The sequence below is a fragment of the Streptomyces sp. NPDC001220 genome (assembly GCF_053597895.1).
The window spans coordinates 381,847-398,790 of record NZ_JBSFJE010000008.1 but is presented as its reverse complement, the minus strand read 5'-3'; the positions used below and the strand labels follow the sequence as shown (position 1 = coordinate 398,790).

General features: G+C 71.6%; 14 protein-coding genes. 8 read left to right on the top strand and 6 right to left on the bottom strand.

Annotated features, from left to right (window positions below; genetic code table 11):
• Window positions 1-11 precede the first annotated feature (11 nt).
• The 4 genes from ACWDGI_RS21640 to ACWDGI_RS21625 form a co-directional block, all read right to left on the bottom strand.
• The gene (locus ACWDGI_RS21640) at window positions 12-1,535 is read right to left on the bottom strand and encodes an alpha-N-arabinofuranosidase (RefSeq protein ID WP_450761300.1); all 1,524 of its coding nucleotides are present in this window, start codon (window positions 1,533-1,535) and stop codon (window positions 12-14) included.
• Between the two features lie 207 nt (window positions 1,536-1,742).
• Window positions 1,743-2,579, bottom strand: coding sequence for an ABC transporter permease subunit (locus tag ACWDGI_RS21635; protein WP_450761298.1), 837 nt, complete (start codon window positions 2,577-2,579; stop codon window positions 1,743-1,745).
• Window positions 2,576-4,132 carry an ABC transporter permease subunit gene (locus tag ACWDGI_RS21630; protein ID WP_450761296.1) on the bottom strand — a complete coding sequence of 519 codons (1,557 nt, stop codon included), beginning with the start codon at window positions 4,130-4,132 and terminating at the stop codon, window positions 2,576-2,578. Before ACWDGI_RS21630 ends, ACWDGI_RS21635 begins: the two co-directional genes overlap by 4 nt.
• On the bottom strand, window positions 4,129-5,076 hold the full coding sequence (locus ACWDGI_RS21625) for an ABC transporter ATP-binding protein (protein WP_450761294.1): 948 nt from the start codon (window positions 5,074-5,076) through the stop codon (window positions 4,129-4,131). Before ACWDGI_RS21625 ends, ACWDGI_RS21630 begins: the two co-directional genes overlap by 4 nt.
• 124 nt (window positions 5,077-5,200) lie before the next feature.
• Between ACWDGI_RS21625 and ACWDGI_RS21620 the strand changes: the two genes are divergently transcribed.
• Together ACWDGI_RS21620 and ACWDGI_RS21615 are read left to right on the top strand one after the other, a co-directional pair.
• Window positions 5,201-6,451: a HAMP domain-containing sensor histidine kinase gene (locus ACWDGI_RS21620; protein WP_450761292.1), complete on the top strand. Its 1,251-nt coding sequence runs from the start codon at window positions 5,201-5,203 to the stop codon at window positions 6,449-6,451.
• Window positions 6,448-7,125, top strand: coding sequence for a response regulator transcription factor (locus ACWDGI_RS21615; protein WP_450761290.1), 678 nt, complete (start codon window positions 6,448-6,450; stop codon window positions 7,123-7,125). The genes ACWDGI_RS21620 and ACWDGI_RS21615 overlap by 4 nt, the downstream gene beginning before the upstream one ends.
• Window positions 7,126-7,350: 225 nt before the next feature.
• On the opposite strand, the gene ACWDGI_RS21610 is transcribed toward ACWDGI_RS21615, so the two are convergent.
• Window positions 7,351-8,796 (bottom strand): glyceraldehyde-3-phosphate dehydrogenase, encoded by a 1,446-nt coding sequence (locus tag ACWDGI_RS21610; protein ID WP_450761288.1) that lies wholly within the window; start codon window positions 8,794-8,796, stop codon window positions 7,351-7,353.
• 388 nt (window positions 8,797-9,184) lie between these two features.
• Complete coding sequence (locus ACWDGI_RS21605; protein WP_450761286.1) at window positions 9,185-9,499, bottom strand: hypothetical protein; 315 nt, start codon at window positions 9,497-9,499, stop codon at window positions 9,185-9,187.
• Window positions 9,500-9,860: 361 nt separating this feature from the next.
• Here ACWDGI_RS21605 and ACWDGI_RS21600 point away from each other — a divergent pair, with 361 nt between their 5' ends.
• The 6 genes from ACWDGI_RS21600 to ACWDGI_RS21575 all read left to right on the top strand — a co-directional run bounded on the left by ACWDGI_RS21600 (window position 9,861) and on the right by ACWDGI_RS21575 (window position 16,815).
• On the top strand, window positions 9,861-11,096 hold the full coding sequence (locus tag ACWDGI_RS21600) for an exo-beta-N-acetylmuramidase NamZ family protein (protein WP_450761284.1): 1,236 nt from the start codon (window positions 9,861-9,863) through the stop codon (window positions 11,094-11,096).
• On the top strand, window positions 11,093-12,076 hold the full coding sequence (locus ACWDGI_RS21595) for a GNAT family N-acetyltransferase (protein ID WP_450761282.1): 984 nt from the start codon (window positions 11,093-11,095) through the stop codon (window positions 12,074-12,076). The genes ACWDGI_RS21600 and ACWDGI_RS21595 overlap by 4 nt, the downstream gene beginning before the upstream one ends.
• Complete coding sequence (locus ACWDGI_RS21590; RefSeq protein WP_450761280.1) at window positions 12,073-13,383, top strand: ABC transporter substrate-binding protein; 1,311 nt, start codon at window positions 12,073-12,075, stop codon at window positions 13,381-13,383. The genes ACWDGI_RS21595 and ACWDGI_RS21590 overlap by 4 nt, the downstream gene beginning before the upstream one ends.
• Complete coding sequence (locus ACWDGI_RS21585; protein WP_450761278.1) at window positions 13,377-14,336, top strand: carbohydrate ABC transporter permease; 960 nt, start codon at window positions 13,377-13,379, stop codon at window positions 14,334-14,336. The genes ACWDGI_RS21590 and ACWDGI_RS21585 overlap by 7 nt, the downstream gene beginning before the upstream one ends.
• Complete coding sequence (locus ACWDGI_RS21580) at window positions 14,333-15,202, top strand: carbohydrate ABC transporter permease (protein ID WP_450761276.1); 870 nt, start codon at window positions 14,333-14,335, stop codon at window positions 15,200-15,202. Before ACWDGI_RS21585 ends, ACWDGI_RS21580 begins: the two co-directional genes overlap by 4 nt.
• A gap of 308 nt (window positions 15,203-15,510) precedes the next feature.
• Window positions 15,511-16,815, top strand: a complete 1,305-nt coding sequence (locus ACWDGI_RS21575; protein ID WP_450761275.1) for a cytochrome P450 — start codon at window positions 15,511-15,513, stop codon at window positions 16,813-16,815.
• Window positions 16,816-16,944: the final 129 nt, after the last annotated feature.

Sequence of the window (16,944 nt, the reverse complement as noted above, 5' to 3'; positions counted from 1 at the left end):
ACTCCTGGGGGTCAGCGCTGGTGCAGGGAGGCCTGGACGGTGACGAACGAGTGCGGCGGGAGGGAGAGCCGCAGGCCGTGACCGGTCACCGCGAGGTCGTCGAAGACCCGCGGAGCGACCGTTGCCGGGGTTCCCGGTGAGTTGTGGGCCTGGAGCCTGTCGGCGGTGAGGATCCGGGCGGTCGGCTCGCCGAGGGTGCCGCCGCGCAGGTCGAGGGCGATCTCGGCGGGTTCCTCGGCGTCGAGGTTGCTCAGCGAGATCAGGACCGTGCCGTCCTTGACGCTGGCGGAGGCGGAGAAGGTGTCGAGTTCGGCGTCCCCGACCCGGCGCCGGGTGTCCTCGCCGCGCAGGTGCACCGGAAGCGACGTCGCGTCCTGGTGGCCCTTGTTCATCTCGAAGACGTGGTAGGTGGGGGTCAGGACCAGGGCGTCGCCGTCGGTGAGGAGCATGGCCTGGAGCACGTTGACGGTCTGGGCGATGTTGGCCATGTGCAGGCGGGCGGCGTGCCGGTGGAAGATGTCGAAGTGGGTGCTCGCCACCAGCGCGTCCCGCAGGGTGTTCTGCTGGAAGAGGAAGCCGGGGTCGGTGCCGGGCTCCACGTCCCACCAGGTGCCCCACTCGTCGAGGACCAGGCCGACCGTGCGGCCCGGGTCGTAGACGTCCATCACCGTGGAGTGGCCGGTGAGGATGCGGTCGATACGGCGGGCCGACAGCATCGTGCGGTAGTAGTCGTCGGTGCCGAAGTCGGTGGCGCTGCCCTTGGCCTCCCAGGGGCCGGAGAGCGTGTAGTGGTGCACGGACAGGCCCTGGAAGAAGTTCTTCGGGGCGGCCTCGCAGCCGAAGCAGCTGATCTGCTGCATCAGGGTCTCGGTCCACTTGTAGTCGGCGTCGGAGGCGCCCGAGGCGATGCGGTAGAGCTTGTTGTCGCCGTGGTCGCGGCAGTAGGTGGCGTACTGGCGGGCCAGGTCGGCGGAGTACTCGGCGCGCATGTTGCCGCCGCAGCCCCAGGTCTCGTTGCCGATGCCCCAGAACCTGACCTTCCACGGCTCCGCGCGGCCGTTCTCCTTGCGCAGCCGCGCCATCGGGCTGTCGCCGTCCCGGGTGAGGTACTCGACCCACTCGCTCATCTCACGGACGGTGCCCGAGCCGACGTTGCCGCTGATGTAGGGCTCGGCGCCGAGGAGTTCGCACAGGGCCATGAACTCGTGGGTGCCGAAATGGTTGTTCTCCTCGACGTCGCCCCAGTGCGTGTTGACCATCCGGGGCCGCTGCTCGCGCGGGCCGACGCCGTCCCGCCAGTGGTACTCGTCGGCGAAACAGCCGCCGGGCCAGCGGAGGTTGGGGATGTCCAGGGCGCGCAGCGCGTCGACGACGTCGAGACGGATGCCGCCCTCGTGGGGGACGGGGGAGTCCTCGCCGACCCAGAAGCCGCCGTATACGCAGCGGCCGAGGTGCTCGGCGAAGTGGCCGTAGAGGTGGCGGCTGATGGTCGGGCCTGCGATGTCGAGGTTGATGATCGCGGTGGCGGTGGGCACGCGGGTACTCCTGTCCGGGAGGCCGTTTGGTCGATATCTCGAACGATGTTCGGAGGCTGTTTGTATCGATAAAAAGCTGCCATCGGGGCGTGGGCGCGTCAAGGGTGGTGCCCCGGGCGGGAAGGGGGGCGTCGCATACCTGCCGTCGGTCCGCTGTCGGAGGCGTCCGGGTCCGAGGCGACCGCGTTCGCGGTCGCCTCGGTTCGGCTACGCGTCGCGCCTGTGCAGCAGCAGGCCGCCGACCAGCAGTGCGGCCGCTGCCCACGCCGCGAGCACGCCCAGGCCGGCCCACGGCCCGATGGGCAGCTCGTGCAGACGGACGGTGGCCTGGACCGCGAGTCCGGCGGTCATGGGCGAGATCTGCTGGAGGCGGTGCTGCCACTCCGGGTCCTTGACCACCTGGGCGACGACCGGGAAGAGGTAGAGCAGCCCGAGCACGATCCCGATGGCGGTCGCCGCCTCCCGTACCGCCGTCGCCACGCCGAGGCCGATCAGGGCGATCAGGACGAGGTAGAGGACCGAGCCCACGGCCGCGCGCAGGGTCGGGCCGTCGGCCAGGGACAGCGGGGCATAGCCGTGCGCCTCGGTGAAGCCGTTGCCGGGCAGGATGCAGCGGCCGACGAGGAGGGAGGCCGTCACGGCAGCCGCCCCGGAGGCCAGCACGACCGTGGTGAGGACCGTCGCCTTGGCGGTGAGCACGGTGAGCCGGTGCGGCACCGCCGTGAGCGTGGTGCGGATCATCCCGGTGCCGTACTCGCCGCTGACGGCCAGCACCGCGACCACGGCGACGACCGCCTGCCCGACGGTGACGCCGGTCAGGGCGAGCCTGACGGCGTCCTGGCCGCACCCCGCGTCCGGGCACTTCACGGCCTTGGCGGTACCGCAGCCGACGGCCACGGTCAGCGCGCCGGCGAGCAGGAGCAACCGCCCCGTTTCCCCTGCGGTGCGCAGCTTCGTCCACTCCGCGCGCAGGGCACGGCCGAAGTCCCCGCGCCGCGCGCCGTCCGCCGTGCTCGTGGGTCGTGCACCGCTCAGGAGACTCATACGTCCCTCCCGCGCAGCCGCACCACGGCCAGACCGAAGGCGAGCGCGGCGTATCCGCACAGCACGGCGAGGCCGGCCCACGGCGCCAGCGGGTAGTAGCCGGTCGACGGCTCGTACACGCTGAGCACCTGCGCGTACCGCGGCAGGGTCTGCTGGATGGCGAAGCCCGCCGCCGGGGTCACCCGCAGCAGCCACTCCGACCCGCCCGGGGGCAGTACGCCGGAGGTGGCCAGCAGGAAGGGCAGCACGATCGACGCGATGACCAGGGCGACCGCCGAGCCGCTGCGCCGCAGCAGGACACCGACGCCGAGAGCGAGCACGGCGGCCGCAGCGCAGAGCAGGCCGGTGCCGACCATGACGCGCGCCTCGGTCGCCGACGTGACGGGGAAGACGTGGAAGCCCCTGCCGCGCGCGCCGCGTTCCCCGACGGGAACGGTGATCGCGGCGGCCACCAGGCCGACGGCGGACGCGACGCCGCCGGCCACCAGCGCCTTGGCGCCAAGGACCCGGCCGCGCAGGGGAGTTGCCGCCATGGTGGTCCGCAGCAGACCGCGCCGGTACTCGCCGGTGATGAACACCGTGCCCACGGCGATCACCACGATCAGCCCGGCGAAGGTGCCGACGAGGAAGTTCTCGACGGAGAAGCCGACGCCCATGACCGGCCCGCCGACGACCGGGGCGATGTCGCCGGCCCCGGTCACGGTGAACCCGCCGCCGTCGGTCCGGGTGAAGCCGCCCTTGGTGGTGTTCGTGTAGCTGCCGGAGGTGCCCGCGTCGCCGCCCACCTGTCTGCCGCTCCACGCGCTCCGGGACCAGCCGCCGGTGAGGCCGGGACGGCCGAAGGTGCCGGTGGCCACGGCGGGGCTGAAGCCCGTGCCCGCAGCGGTGTCCTGCTTCGCCTCCGGTGACGTGGCGAAGAGCCCGGCCTGCACGGTGCGCGCAAGCCCCGGCAGCTTCGCATGGCCGACCTCGGTCCAGTGGGAGCCGTCGGCGGAGGTGGAACCGGTGAGACTGTCACCGGAGCGGACCAGGCGCAGCCAGCGCGGGGACTCCTGGGAGACCCGGCCGGAAGGGCCCGCCGTGTCGTGCGTGTAGTCGTACTGCATGCGCACGCCGTGACCGCCGGTGGCCATGACCGCCGCGTACGGGGATCCCTGGGTGAGGCTTTCCTTCACGATGATCCCGGCCTTCGCCCAGGGCTGGGCGCTCCGGGCCGTCCTGCCGGTCCCGGTGTCGGCCACACCGGTCAGCGACCGCAGGGGAACGGTGAGCGTGCCGTCGCCGGTGAGCGTCTTGCGGACGAAGTAGAAGCTGTCGTTGACGGCCTCGCCGCCGGGGCCCTTCGGGTACGCGGCGGAGTGGGCGCCGCGGCCGCCGGGGGCGGCCGTGCCGAGCAGGCCGACCACGATCGTCACCAGGAGCGCCCCCGCCATGGCGAGGACCCAGCCGCGTACCGTACGGAACTTCGTCCACTCGGCGTGCAGCGTCCTGAGGAACCCGCCCCGCCCGGCGCGCCTCGCGGCCGGGGGGCGCGGGGTGAGGGTGGCGGTCATCGGGTGGCCTCCCCCGCCGGGATGCCCCGGTACTCCACCGCGTCCCGGGTGAGCTCCAGATACGCCTCTTCGAGCGTCGCCCGGTGCGCGGACACCTGGGAGAACGGCACCTCGTTCCGGGCGAGCAGGGCCACGATCTCCTCGTCTGGCAGACCCGTGACGCCGAGGGTGTCGGGGCCGGTGGCGAGAACGGTGGCGCCCGCGCCGTGCAGGACCTGGGCGGCGCGCGGAGGCGCGGAGGTGCGCAGGGTGACCCGGCCGCCGGACGCCGCGGCGAGCAGCTCGGACACGCTGGTGTCCGCGACGACCCGGCCGCGGCCGATCACCACGAGATGGTCCGCGGTGTCTTCGAGTTCGCCCATCAGGTGACTGGAGACCAGCACGGCGCGGCCCTGCCGGGCCAGCGACGACAGGAAGCCGCGCATCCACACGATGCCGTCGGGGTCGAGGCCGTTGAACGGCTCGTCCAGCATGACGATCGGCGGGTCGCCGAGCAGCGCCGCCGCGATCCCCAGTCGCTGGCGCATGCCGAGCGAGAAGCCGCCGGCCTTGCGCCGGGCCGCCGTGCCCAGGCCGGCCTGTTCGATGACCTCGTCCACCCGCCGGGCCGGCACGCCCTGTGAATGGGCCAGCCACAGCAGGTGGTTACGGGCGGTGCGGCTCGGCTGCAGCGCGGCGGCGTCGAGCAGTGCCCCCAGGTGCCGAAGCGGTCGGCGCAGGGTGCGGTACGGCACCCCTGCGACCAGAGCCTTTCCCTCCTCAGCCGCGTCAAGGCCCAGGATCACGCGCATGGTGGTGGACTTGCCCGCGCCGTTCGGGCCGACGAAGCCGGTCACCCGTCCGGGCCGCACGGTGAACGTCATCCCCTCCAGAGCCGGCTGTGACCCGAAGCGTTTACGCAGACCGATGACCTCGATCGTCGCCTTCGTACTCTCCTTGTTCATGGGCCCCACTCTGTGACGAAGCGGGTTACAGGGGCCGAACGGCCGCTGTCATCTCGCTGTTAGGCGCCTCGGCTTAGCCTGGCCCGGTACGTGACCTGGTGTGTGGCGGGAAGGGAGCATGCGGATGAAATGGGGTTGGCCCCGACGGCTCGCGGGCCTGACCGCCCGGCTCGGCCTGCGCCGTGGCACCACCCGTACTCGTTTCACCGCCTTGTACGTGACGCTGTTCCTGCTGTCGGGAACGGCGCTGCTCGCCATCGCGGCCGTGGTGGCATCCGGCGGATCGAACTCCAGCCAGACCGCCCCCGACGGCGGCGCTCAGCCCGCCACGGCGGCACAGGCCCAGGGCCGCATCGACGATCTGGAGCGCCAGCTGGCTCAGGCGCACGGCACCCAGGGCCGGCAGATCCTGATCGGCTCCGCCATCGCCCTCGGCGTCATGGCGGTGATCTCCGTCGGCCTCGGCTGGTTCGTCGCCGGCCGGGTGCTGCGCCCGCTGCGCGTGATGACAGCGGCCACCCGCCGGATCACCGCCGACAGCCTGCACGAACGCCTGGCCGTCGGCGGGCCCGATGACGAGGTGAAGGACCTCGCCGACACCATCGACGACCTCCTCGGCCGCCTGGAGGGCTCCTTCGACGCCCAGCGCCTCTTCGTCGCCAACGCCTCCCACGAACTGCGTACCCCACTGACCACGATGCGGGCCTCCCTGGACGTGGCACTCGCCAAGCCGGGCCCGGTACCCGAGACCACGGTCACGCTGGCCGCCCGGATGCGCGCCGAACTCGACCAGGTGGACCGGCTGCTGGAGAGTCTCCTCGTCCTGGCGCGCACCCAGCACGGCGAGTTCACCGACCGGGCGCGCCTCCCCCTCGGCCGACTCGCGCTGACCGCCCTCACCGGACGGGCAACGGACATCGCGGCCAGGGGCCTGACCGTGCGCGAAAACCGGATCGACGGCTCCGCGTGGGTGTGGGGCAGCCGGACGCTGCTGCGCCGCGTGGCCGACAACGTGGTCGACAACGCGATCGCGCACAACGACCCCGGGGGCTGGATCAGTGTCGCGGTACGGGCCGACGAGGACGACGCAGGGGCGGTGTCCCTCGTCGTCGAGTCCAGCGGACCGGTCCTCGACCAGCAGCGGGTGGCGGACCTCGCGCGGCCGTTCCGCCGTCTTGGCGCCGACCGGACCGGCAGCGGCCAGGGCAGCGGCCTCGGCCTCTCCATCGTCGCGGCCATCACCCAGGCCCACCACGGCACCCTGGACCTGCGCGCCCGCCCCGACGGCGGCCTGCGCGTCACCATCACCCTCCCCCGTACGGACGGCAGGGCGACGGCCGAAGCCCCCGGCGCGGAGACGGGCGTGGCGCTGTGAGAGTCCTGGTGGTCGAGGACGCCCGCCCCCTCGCCGAGGTCATCGCCGAGGGACTGCGCGACCAGGGCATGGCCGTGGACGTGGCCCACGACGGGCTCGACGCCGCGGCCAAGCTGGACGTCAACCCGTACGACGTCGTCGTGCTCGACCGCGACCTGCCGGGCATCCACGGTGACACCCTCTGCCATATGATCACCGAGCGGGACGGCCGCGTGATGGTCCTGATGCTGACCGCCGCCGACTCACCCGGCGACCGCGTCAGCGGCCTGACCCTGGGCGCCGACGACTACCTCGCCAAGCCCTTCCACTTTCCCGAACTCGTCCTGCGCATCCGCGCCCTGGCCCGCCGCCGCCCCGCCGCCCGATCCCGCACCCTGCGCACGGCGGGCATCGAACTCGACCCGATGCGCCGCACCGCCAGCCGCGACGGCCGTCGACTCGACCTCTCCGTCAAGGAGTTCGCGGTCCTCGAAGCCCTCCTGAACGCGAGCCCCGCGTTCCTCAGCACGGAGGGCCTCCTCGAACAGGTCTGGGACGAACACGCCGACCCGTTCACCAACACCGTCACGGTGACCATCAGCCGCCTGCGCCGTAAACTCGGCGACCCCCCGGTCATCGCCACCACACCCGGCGTGGGGTACCGGATCACCGACCCGGCAGTCCCACCCGACTGAGCAGCCGACAGGGCCGGCGGCCCGCGAGCGGAGACCGTGCCCGGTGCACCCGACTCCGGTCGTCCGCGCAGCCGGCCTCGGAGACCGACACGCGCGATCCCACGCGCTTGAAGCCGTCGCTCACGACCCCGGACTCCACTCGTACTCCGGTCCCGCCCCGGGAAGGACGAACGGCTCACCTCCCTCGCGAGCGCGAGGAAGGTGAGCCGTTCGGGGAGAGCGGCGTCAGACCGCCGTCGCCGGGAACGTCGGGTACTCGACGCCGGAGACGTGCTGGACGACCCGGACCACCTGGCAGGAGTAGCCGAACTCGTTGTCGTACCAGAGGTAGAGGATGGCGTTGTCGCCCTCCACCTTCAGCGCGCCGGCGTCGACGATCGACGCGTGGCGGGAGCCGATGAAGTCGCTGGAGACCGCGTCCGGGGCGGTGATGAAGTCGATCTGGCGCTTGAGCGGCGAGGTCAGCGACACCTCGCGGAGGTAGTCCAGGACCTCCTCGCGGGACGCCTCGCGGGCCAGCTGGAGGTTGAGGATCGCGATCGACACGTCCGGCACCGGGACCCGGATCGAGCTGCCGGTGATCCGCGCCTTGAGATCGGGCAGCGCCTTCGCGACGGCGGACGCGGCACCCGTCTCGGTGATGACCATGTTGAGCGGCGCGGACCGGCCGCGACGCTCCGACTTGTGGTAGTTGTCCAGCAGGTTCTGGTCGTTGGTGAACGAGTGGACGGTCTCCACGTGACCGCGCAGCACCCCGTACTCGTCGGCCATCGCCTTGAGCGGCGGCACGATCGCGTTGGTGGTGCAGGACGCGCAGGACAGGATCTGCTCGTCCGGCTTGATGGTGTCGTGGTTGACGCCGTGCACGATGTTCGGGACGTCGCCCTTGCCCGGTGCGGTCAGCACGACCTTCTCGATACCCGGGCGCAGGTGCTCGGACAGGCCCTCGCGGTCGCGCCACTTGCCCGTGTTGTCGATGAGGATGGCGTCCCGGATGCCGTACGCCGTGTAGTCGACCTGCGAGGGGTCGTCGGCGTAGATCACCTTGATCTCGTTGCCGTTGGCGAGGATCGTGCTGTTCTCCTCGTCGACGGTGATGGTGCCCTGGAACTGGCCGTGGATCGAGTCCCGGCGCAGCAGCGAGGCGCGCTTGACGATGTCCTCGCCGCCGGCGCCACGCACCACGATGGCCCGCAGGCGCAGTCCGTTGCCGGAGCCCGCCTTCTCGATCAGCAGCCGGGCGACCAGGCGGCCGATGCGGCCGAAGCCGTACAGGACGACGTCCCGCGGCTCGCGCTGCTCGATCTTGTTGGCACCGGTGGCCCCGGCGACCGCCTCCGCGGTGAACGCCTCGACACCCAGGCCCCGGTCGTCGGCCCGGTAGGTCGCGGCGAGCATGCCGATGTCGATCTGGGAGGGGCCGAGGTCGAGCGTGGTGAGCGCCTGCAGGAAGGGCATCGTCTCCGTGACGGAGAGCTCGGCGCCGGCTATCTGGCGGGCGAACCGGTGCGTCTTGAGGATGCTGACCACCGACTTGTTCACCAAGGAGCGGCTGTGGAGGAGGACGGTCACGTCCCGCTCCCGGTGCAGCTTCCCGATGATCGGGATCATCGACTCCGCGATCTCCTCGCGGTTCTTCCAGTTGGTGAACGAGTCGTCGTTGACAGTCACAGATCTACTCTCGATCGAGCTAGGTGGCGCTCATATGCTAAACCGGCCGGCCGATGATCGATCAAGGGGGTCCCGGTGTGATGTGGGCCGTCCCGGTGTGACGTCGGTCGCGGGGCTCTGAAGCGGTGCGGGCCCCGGTCGTGGCGGTGGCCCGCGCACCGCTGCGCCCGGATGCCTTCTGCGCGGAAAAAGACCGGTGGCGCCGGTCACTGTGTCGTGATCGGCGCCACCGGTCGGGGGCTGGACGGCAGGCGGCCCAAGCAGCCCGGGCGGCGTCGGCCGCCGTTCGGCGGTGCGTCGAGGGGCACGGGGTCGCACCACGACGCGGCCCCGCCGCGACGGAGCCGCAGCCGGACGACGGCGCCTCACGCCGCCTGCGGCGAAGCGTCTAGCGAGGGTTGAAGACCACGCTCGCGAAGTGGACGCTGCTGGGCGCCGAGTGACCGGGAGCGATCCGCAGCGCGGTGCCCTTGCACTTCTGCTTGCTGTAGACGACGAGCGCCTTCTTCGTGGCGTTCTGCGGACCGCGCGCCTCCTGCGCCAGGTCCAGGCACCTGCGGTCCGGCGGGTTCTGGATGGCGTACGCCTTGCCCTTGGGCCCCACCCAGACGAACGTCCCGTCGGCGGCGGCGGCCGGACCGATGGTGATGACGGCGAGGGCGAGCCCGCCGAGAACGGCGGCGATCGGACGGCTGAGGCGCATCGTGATGTCCTTCGTGAGCGGTGAGACGGTGAAAAAGGGCGACGCCGGAATCGACGGGGAGACCGAGGCCCGTCGCCATCACACACCGTCACCGCGTCCGGACGCCCTGACGACACGGAAACGTCCCACGTCCGGGGGACCTCCGCAGACGTGCCGTGACGCTCCGGGCCGGCCGGCGGGACGCCGGTCCCGAGGGCAAGTCCGCGAACCGCCAAGGCGGTTGGCCGACACCGGTCACCCGTGCGTGTCCGACGGGGCGGGCGCGGGAACCGTCGGCGATTCATTGCCGCTAAATGCGGGACATAAGAGTAAATTCCCGACCATTGCTTGAGGAAGGTGTCACCGGCAGACAGGGCGAGGGATGAGCACGGACGACGGTGTCGCGGTGACGACCGGGATCGCGCGCCTGCACGACTCGCCAGGGCTCGCCGGGCCCGGCCGGTTCGGACTGGTGACCCACCACGCCGGAGTCCTCCCCGATCTGCGCCCGGTGGCGCCCTCGCTGCTCGCGGCCGGCGTGCCGCTGGCCGCCCTGTTCGGACCCGAACACGGCCTGCACGGGACCGGCCAGGCCGGCGAGTCCGATGCGGTCAGGTCCGACCCCGACACCGGCCTGCCGGTGTACGACACCTACCGGTGCGAAGGCGAACGGCTCGACAAGCTGCTGATCGACAGCGGCATCGACACCCTGGTGTACGACCTCCAGGACATCGGCGCCCGGTTCTACACCTACGCGTGGACCATGTTCGACCTGATGGTCTCGGCGGCCCGCACCGGCATCCGGTTCGTGGTCGCCGACCGTCCGAATCCGCTCGGCGGACTCGTCAGTGAGGGCCCGCTCCTGGACCCGGCATGGACCAGCTTCGTCGGACGCGTCCCGATCCCCGTCCGGCACGGCCTCACCTGCGGCGAACTCGCCCGCCACTTCAACGCCTCCGCCGTGCCCCGAATGGCGGGCCGCGCGGTCGAGTTGACGGTGCTCGAGGCCGTCGGCTGGCGGCGTGCCCTGGACGCCGAGGCCACCGGGCTGCCGTGGATCGCCCCCTCGCCGAACATCCCGACACCCGCCACCGCCCTCGTCTACCCCGGCACCTGCCTCTTCGAGGGGACCAACCTCTCCGAGGGCCGCGGCACCACGCAGCCTTTCGAGATCGTCGGCGCCCCCTACCTCGACGGGCGGTTCGCGCCCGCGCTCGCCGAACTCGCCCTGCCCGGCGTGCACTTCCGCGACCTGCGCTATGTACCGGCCTTCCACAAGCACGCGGGGCGGCCGCTGCGCGGAGTCCAGCTGCACGTCACCGACCGCGGGGTGTTCGCGCCCGTCCGCACCGCCGTCGCGATGCTCGCGGTGCTCCGCCGCCTGTACCCGGACGACTTCGCCTGGCACACCGTCGAGGACGGCGCCGAGGGGACCGGCCACCGGCACTTCATCGACCTGCTCTGGGGGTCCGACCGACTGCGGCGGGCCGTCGACGCGGGCGACGACCCGCTGCCGCTGTGCGACCCGCCGGCGCCACCCGCCCGCTGGGCCGGCGACGACGTGCTGCTCTACCCCGCGGACCTGGCACCCTGCCCGGAAGGACGATCCCCTCGATGACCGACCGCACGACGACGACCCGGGCCGGGATCCGTGGCTTTCGCGCGGGCGACGGCCCGCGGGTGGTGGAGGCCTGGCGCCACAGCGTGCCGGCCGACCCCATCACCCCGGACCGCTTCCGCACCCTGGTACTGCTCGACCCCAACTTCGACCCCGAAGGGCTGCGGGTCGCCGTCGACGGCGACCGCGTGGTCGGTGCCGCCTACGCGGTGCGGCGGCTGACGCCCATGGCCGGTACCGACCTGGAGCCGGAGCAGGGCTGGATCCCGTTCTTCTTCGTCGCCCCGGACGCCCGCGGGCACGGACTCGGCCGCCGGCTGCTGACCGAGGCCCTCGACTGGCTGCACGGCCACGGTCGTACCCGGGTGGACTTCTCGTCGTACACCCCGAACTACGTGTTCCCCGGCCTCGACGCCGAGGCCTACCCGGAGGCGGCCGGGCTCCTGGAGTCCCTGGGTTTTCGCCCGCTGTACGAGGCGGCCGCGATGGACCGCGGCCTGGTCGGCTACCGCCGTCCGGACGACGTGACCCGCCGCCTGGACCAACTGACCGGACGCGGCTACCGGTTCGCCACCCCGGCCGACGACGACCTGGTGGATCTCCTCGCGCTCGCCGGGCGCCACTTCGGCCCGGACTGGGCGTGCACGATCCGGGCGTGTCTGGCCGCGGGCACACCGCTCGACCGGATCGTCGTCGCCCGCGACCCGGCCGGCCGGATGGTCGGCTGGGCGATGCACGGCGCGTTCGACTCGGTGGACGAACGGTTCGGCCCGATCGGGGTGCTGGAGGAGATGCGCGGCACCGGACTGGGCGAAGTCCTTCTCCACCTGGTCCTGGAACGCATGCGGGCCCTGCGCGCGCACTCCGCGTGGTTCCTGTGGACCGGCGCACAGTCGCCGGCCGGCCACCTCTACCGGAAGACCGGCTTCACCACGACCCGGGTGTTCCACGTGCTGCGCCGCGAGGCGGCCGCCGGATGACTCCCCCGGCCGGGCGGCCCAGCCGCCGTCACCTCGTGCTCGCCCTGCCCGCCGCGCTGCTCGCGTCCGGCTGCGCCGCGCTCTACCGGGGCACCGGGCGGCCCGGGGAGCCGGTCGTCCTCACCCTGCTCTCCCACTACGCGAGCGGGGAACTCAAACAGGCACTGCAGGGCCCGGTCGACGAATGGAACGCCACCCACGACCGGGTCAAGGTGGCGACGAAAGCCGTGGAGTTCACCGACCTGCTGACCACGTTGATGGTCCGCCAGGCCGCGGGCCAGGGCGCCGACATCCTCCAGCCGTACTGTCTGTGGAACGGCCAGCTCGTCCAGGCCGGTGTCCTGCGGCCGGCCCCGGCCGGGCACACCGAGGAGATCAGGCGCGGTTACGGCGCCGCCGCGGTCGGCTCCTCGTCGGTGGCGGGCCGGGTCTACGGCTACCCCACCGAGACGCAGACGTACGCCCTCTACTACAACAAGCGGCTGCTGCGTACGGCCGGCGTCGACGGACCCCCGCGCACCTGGCGCGAGTTGGAGGAGACGGCGTACCGCACCGCACGGCGGGACGGCTACGGCAACACCCTGGTCCAGGGGTTCGGACTGTCGACCTACGACGACTCCACGACCGTCGGGCAGACCCTCGCGCTGCTCAGCGCCGCCGGCGGACGGTTCGTCGCCGCGGACGGCAGGAGCACCGCCATCGACTCACCGGCCGGCCGGGCCGTCCTCGACCTCCAGCACCGCCTCGTCGCCAAGGGCGCGAGCGACCCCGGCGTCAACGTCTACAAGGCGTTCGCGTCCGGACAGGTGGCCATGGTGATCAGCGCCGGCTGGTGGACGGCGAACCTCAAGTCCCTGATGGGCGAGGCCTACCGCGACGTCGGCGTGGCGCCCGTGCCGCTGCCCGAGGCGGACGGCCGGCGCGCCACGCTCTCCACCGGTTTCATGCTCGGCGTCAACACCGCCAGTGAACATCCCCTTGAGGCCTGGGAGTTCCTGCGCTGGCTCAACGCCGACAAGGTGCGTGGCGCCACCCGGATGAGCGCCCTGCAGGTGTCGGTCGGCTCCCTGACCGGCCGCGCCGACGACATGCGGACCCTTCTCGGCACGGGCGGCGACCCGAACCTGCGGCCGTTCCTGGACGCGCTGGCCTACGCGGTGCCGGAGCCGAACGGCCCCGGCGCGCAGCAGGCCAAGTCGCTGCTGCGCAAGAACATCGAGGCGCTGTGGACCGGTCAGCAGTCCGTCGACGAGGCCCTGCGCACCACCCGCCGCCAGGTCGACCAGGAGGTGTCGCGCTCATGGTGAACGCCACCCTGACGGCGGAGGCCGCCGAACGGGCGGCCCGCCGGCCGTCCGCCGTCGGCGTCAGCGGGCGTGACCGGCAGCGGCGCCGCCAGGCCGTCGTCGCCTACCTCTTCCTGGCGCCGACCCTGCTGTTCTACGCCGTCTTCCTCGCCCTGCCGCTCGGCTTCGCGCTGCTGCTGTCCATGTCCCGCTGGGCGGGCTTCGACCTCGGTGACATCGACCCGGTCGGACCGGAAAACTTCACCCGCCTCTTCGCGGACGGGGCGACGTTCCTGACCCCGGTCCTCACCAACACCCTGCTGTTCGCCCTCGGCACCGTGGCCCTCGCGCTGGCAGGCTCGGTGCTCGTCGCCACCTGTATCGACAAACTCCGGTTCCAGGGGCTGTGGCGCACGCTGTACTTCCTGCCGATCGTCACGACCGTCGTCGCCGTCGGCAACGTCTGGAAGTACATGTACGAACCCGGCGGCCTCGTCAACGGCGTCCTCAACGCCCTGGGCGTCGGCTCGGTGGCCTTCCTCCAGGACCCGGACACCGCGCTGCCCGCGGTCGTCGTCGTCCAGGCCTGGGCCTCGGTGGGCTCCGCGATCCTCGTCCTGACCGCCGGGCTGAAGTCCGTCCCCCAGTCGTACTACGAGGCCGCCGCGCTCGACGGCGCCGGGCCCGTCACCGTCTTCTGGCGGATCACGCTGCCGCTGCTGCGGCCGTCCCTGCTGTTCGTGTGCGTCACCCAGTTCCTCACCGGCCTCCAGTCGTTCGCGCTGATCATCGTGATGACCAAGGGCGGACCCGGGGACGCCACCGACGTGGCCGCCCTCGAGATGTACCGGCAGGCCTTCTCCTACGGCGACTGGGGCACCGCGAGCGCCGCCGCCTTCGTGCTCTTCGCGGTGGTCCTCGCGGTCACGCTGGTCCAGTTGTGGCTCTTCCGGCGCAAGGGGGAGGACGCGTGATCCGCCGGCGTTTCCCCTGGCTGTCGTACCTGCTGGTCGTCACCGGCGCCGTCCTCACGGTGGTGCCGTTCCTCGACATGGTGATGACGTCCTTCAAGGGCCCCGACGAGGCCGGCCGGCTGCCCTACCGGTTCCTGCCCGAGGCGTTCGACCTGTCCAACTACCGGGCGGCCGTCCACCAGCTGGACCTGCCGGTGCTCTTCCGCAACAGCGTCGTCGCCACCGCCGTGATCAGCGGATCGGTGCTGGTCACCTCGTCGCTCGCCGGCTACGCGCTCGCCAAACTCCGCTTCCGGGGCCGGGACTTCGTCTTCCGCCTGGTGCTGTCGACGATGATGTTCCCCCCGTTCCTCTTCCTCGTCCCGCACTTCCTGATCCTGGTGCACTGGCCGCTGGCGGGCGGCAACGACCTGTTCGGGCGCGGCGGCGCCGGGCTGACCGTCAGCATCGCGGCGCTCGCCATGCCGTTCCTCGTCAGCAGCTTCGGGATCTTCCTGATGCGCCAGTTCATGGTCTCCATCCCGGACGAGGTGCTGGAAGCCGCGCGCATCGACGGGGCCGGCGAGTTCACCGTGTGGTGGCGGATCGTCGTCCCGCAGACCAAGCCGGTCCTCGTCACCCTCGGACTGCTGACGTTCGTCGACGCCTGGAACGAGTACATCTGGGCGCTGCTCGTCTCGACCGCCAACCCGGACGTGATGACCCTGCCCGTCGGCATCCAGCTCCTCCAGGACTACGTCGACCCGACCCGTACGACGCCGATCGTCATGGCCGGCCTGGTGCTGAGCACCCTGCCGGTCCTGGTGCTCTTCCTGCTGCTGCAGAAGCACTACATCCGTGGTGTGATGCTCAGCGGCCTCAAGTGAACCGCGCATCCTACCCAGATCGTGGTGTCGATACGCCGTTTGTCGTAGCACGGCGGATTGTCCTTGGGGGGTTTGTTCTCTCATCGGCCGTGCGGTACGCCTGCACCATGCAACAGTTCGGACGCCCCCCTTGTGGCGAGCGGCCTCAACTGCCGTGGCCAGGGACGTTCCTCGGCGGTCCCGTCTAAAGGACATCCCAGCGTCAGCCCAACTTCTTCAAGGGCCGCTTGACGTCAATTCCACGATCGGGTGACACTGATGTTGCTTTTGACGTTCCTCGATACGTCAGTGCAAAAAATGGAGAGCTAATGTCATTGGAACAGCCCGCCCTCCCGTTATCGCGAAGCGCCACCGAGGTTTCCGCCAGCGAGTTACCCGCCGTTCTCGGCGGGTTCGATCTCAGCGACCAGGACCGGTTCGGTGCCGGTTTCCCGCACGAGGTCTTCGCCCGGCTCCGCCGGGAAGCACCGATCCTGCTGCACCCGCCGGGCCGCACCCGCGACGGCGAGAACTTCTGGGTCCTGTCCCGCTACGCCGACGTGGTCGAAGCCGCGGCCCATCCGCTGCTGTCCTCCCAGGGCGGCGGCGACCGTGAGGGCGGTGGCACCCACCTCGACGACCTGCCCGCCGGCACCTACTCCGGCGCGATGCTCAACATGATGGACGACCCACGGCACCGGTTGCTGCGCGACCTGGTCAGCCCCTCGGTCACCGGTCCGGTCCTCGAGGCGCTCGCCCCGACCATCACCGAACGCGCCGAGACGATCATCGACGAGGTCGTCGAGCAGGGCTCCTGCGACTTCCAGAACGACGTGGCCGGCCGGTACTCGGTCGAGGTCATGGCCGCGCTGATGGGCATACCCCGCGCGGACTGGCCGCAGTTCGTCGACTGGACCGAAGTCGTGATGGGCTACGAGGACCGCGAGTCCGGCGAGGCCTCCTCCCGCAGCCAGGCCTCACTGCTGGCCATGTACCAGTACGGCGTCAAGCTGATCGCCGAGAAGCGCGCCGACCCGGCCCGGGACTTCCTGTCCGTGATCGCCGCCGGCGACCTCCCGGAAGGCCAGGGCGAACCGCCGCTGCGTGACTACGAGCGCGAGGTGTTCGTCAACCTGCTGACCCTGGCCGGCAGCGAGCCCACCCGCAACGTGATCGCGGTCGGCCTGCTCGCCCTGGCCGAACGGCCGGAACAGTGGCAGGCCCTGCGCGCGGACCGCTCGCTGCTGGACAGCGCGGTCGAGGAGATGATGCGCTGGTCCACGCCGACGCCCTACAACCGGCGCACCGCCACCGAGGACTTCACCTTCAACGGCGTACGGTTCGGCCGCGGCGACAAGGTGACTCTGTGGTGGTCCTCGGCCAACCGGGACGAGAGCGTGTTCGACGACGCCATGTCCTTCGACGTGCGCCGCAACCCCAACCCGCACGTGGCCTTCGGCCAGGGGCCGCACAGCTGCCTCGCCGTCGACCTCGCCCGTATCGAACTGCGCACGCTCTTCGGCGTGCTGCTCGACCGGGTCGCCGAGGTACGGCTGACCGGTCCGGTGCCCTGGGCCAACAACAGCAAGCACACGGTGGCCCTGAGAGTGCCCGTGGAGTTCGTCCGCGCCTGAGCGGGCCCGCGTCCTGCCGCGTACGGCGGACGCCCTCACCCCGGCCGCCGCGCGGCGGGTCCGGGGACGACGGTCACGACGTGGTGACCGCGGCAGCCTGAAGCGGACCGGTGCCCGACGCCGGTCCGC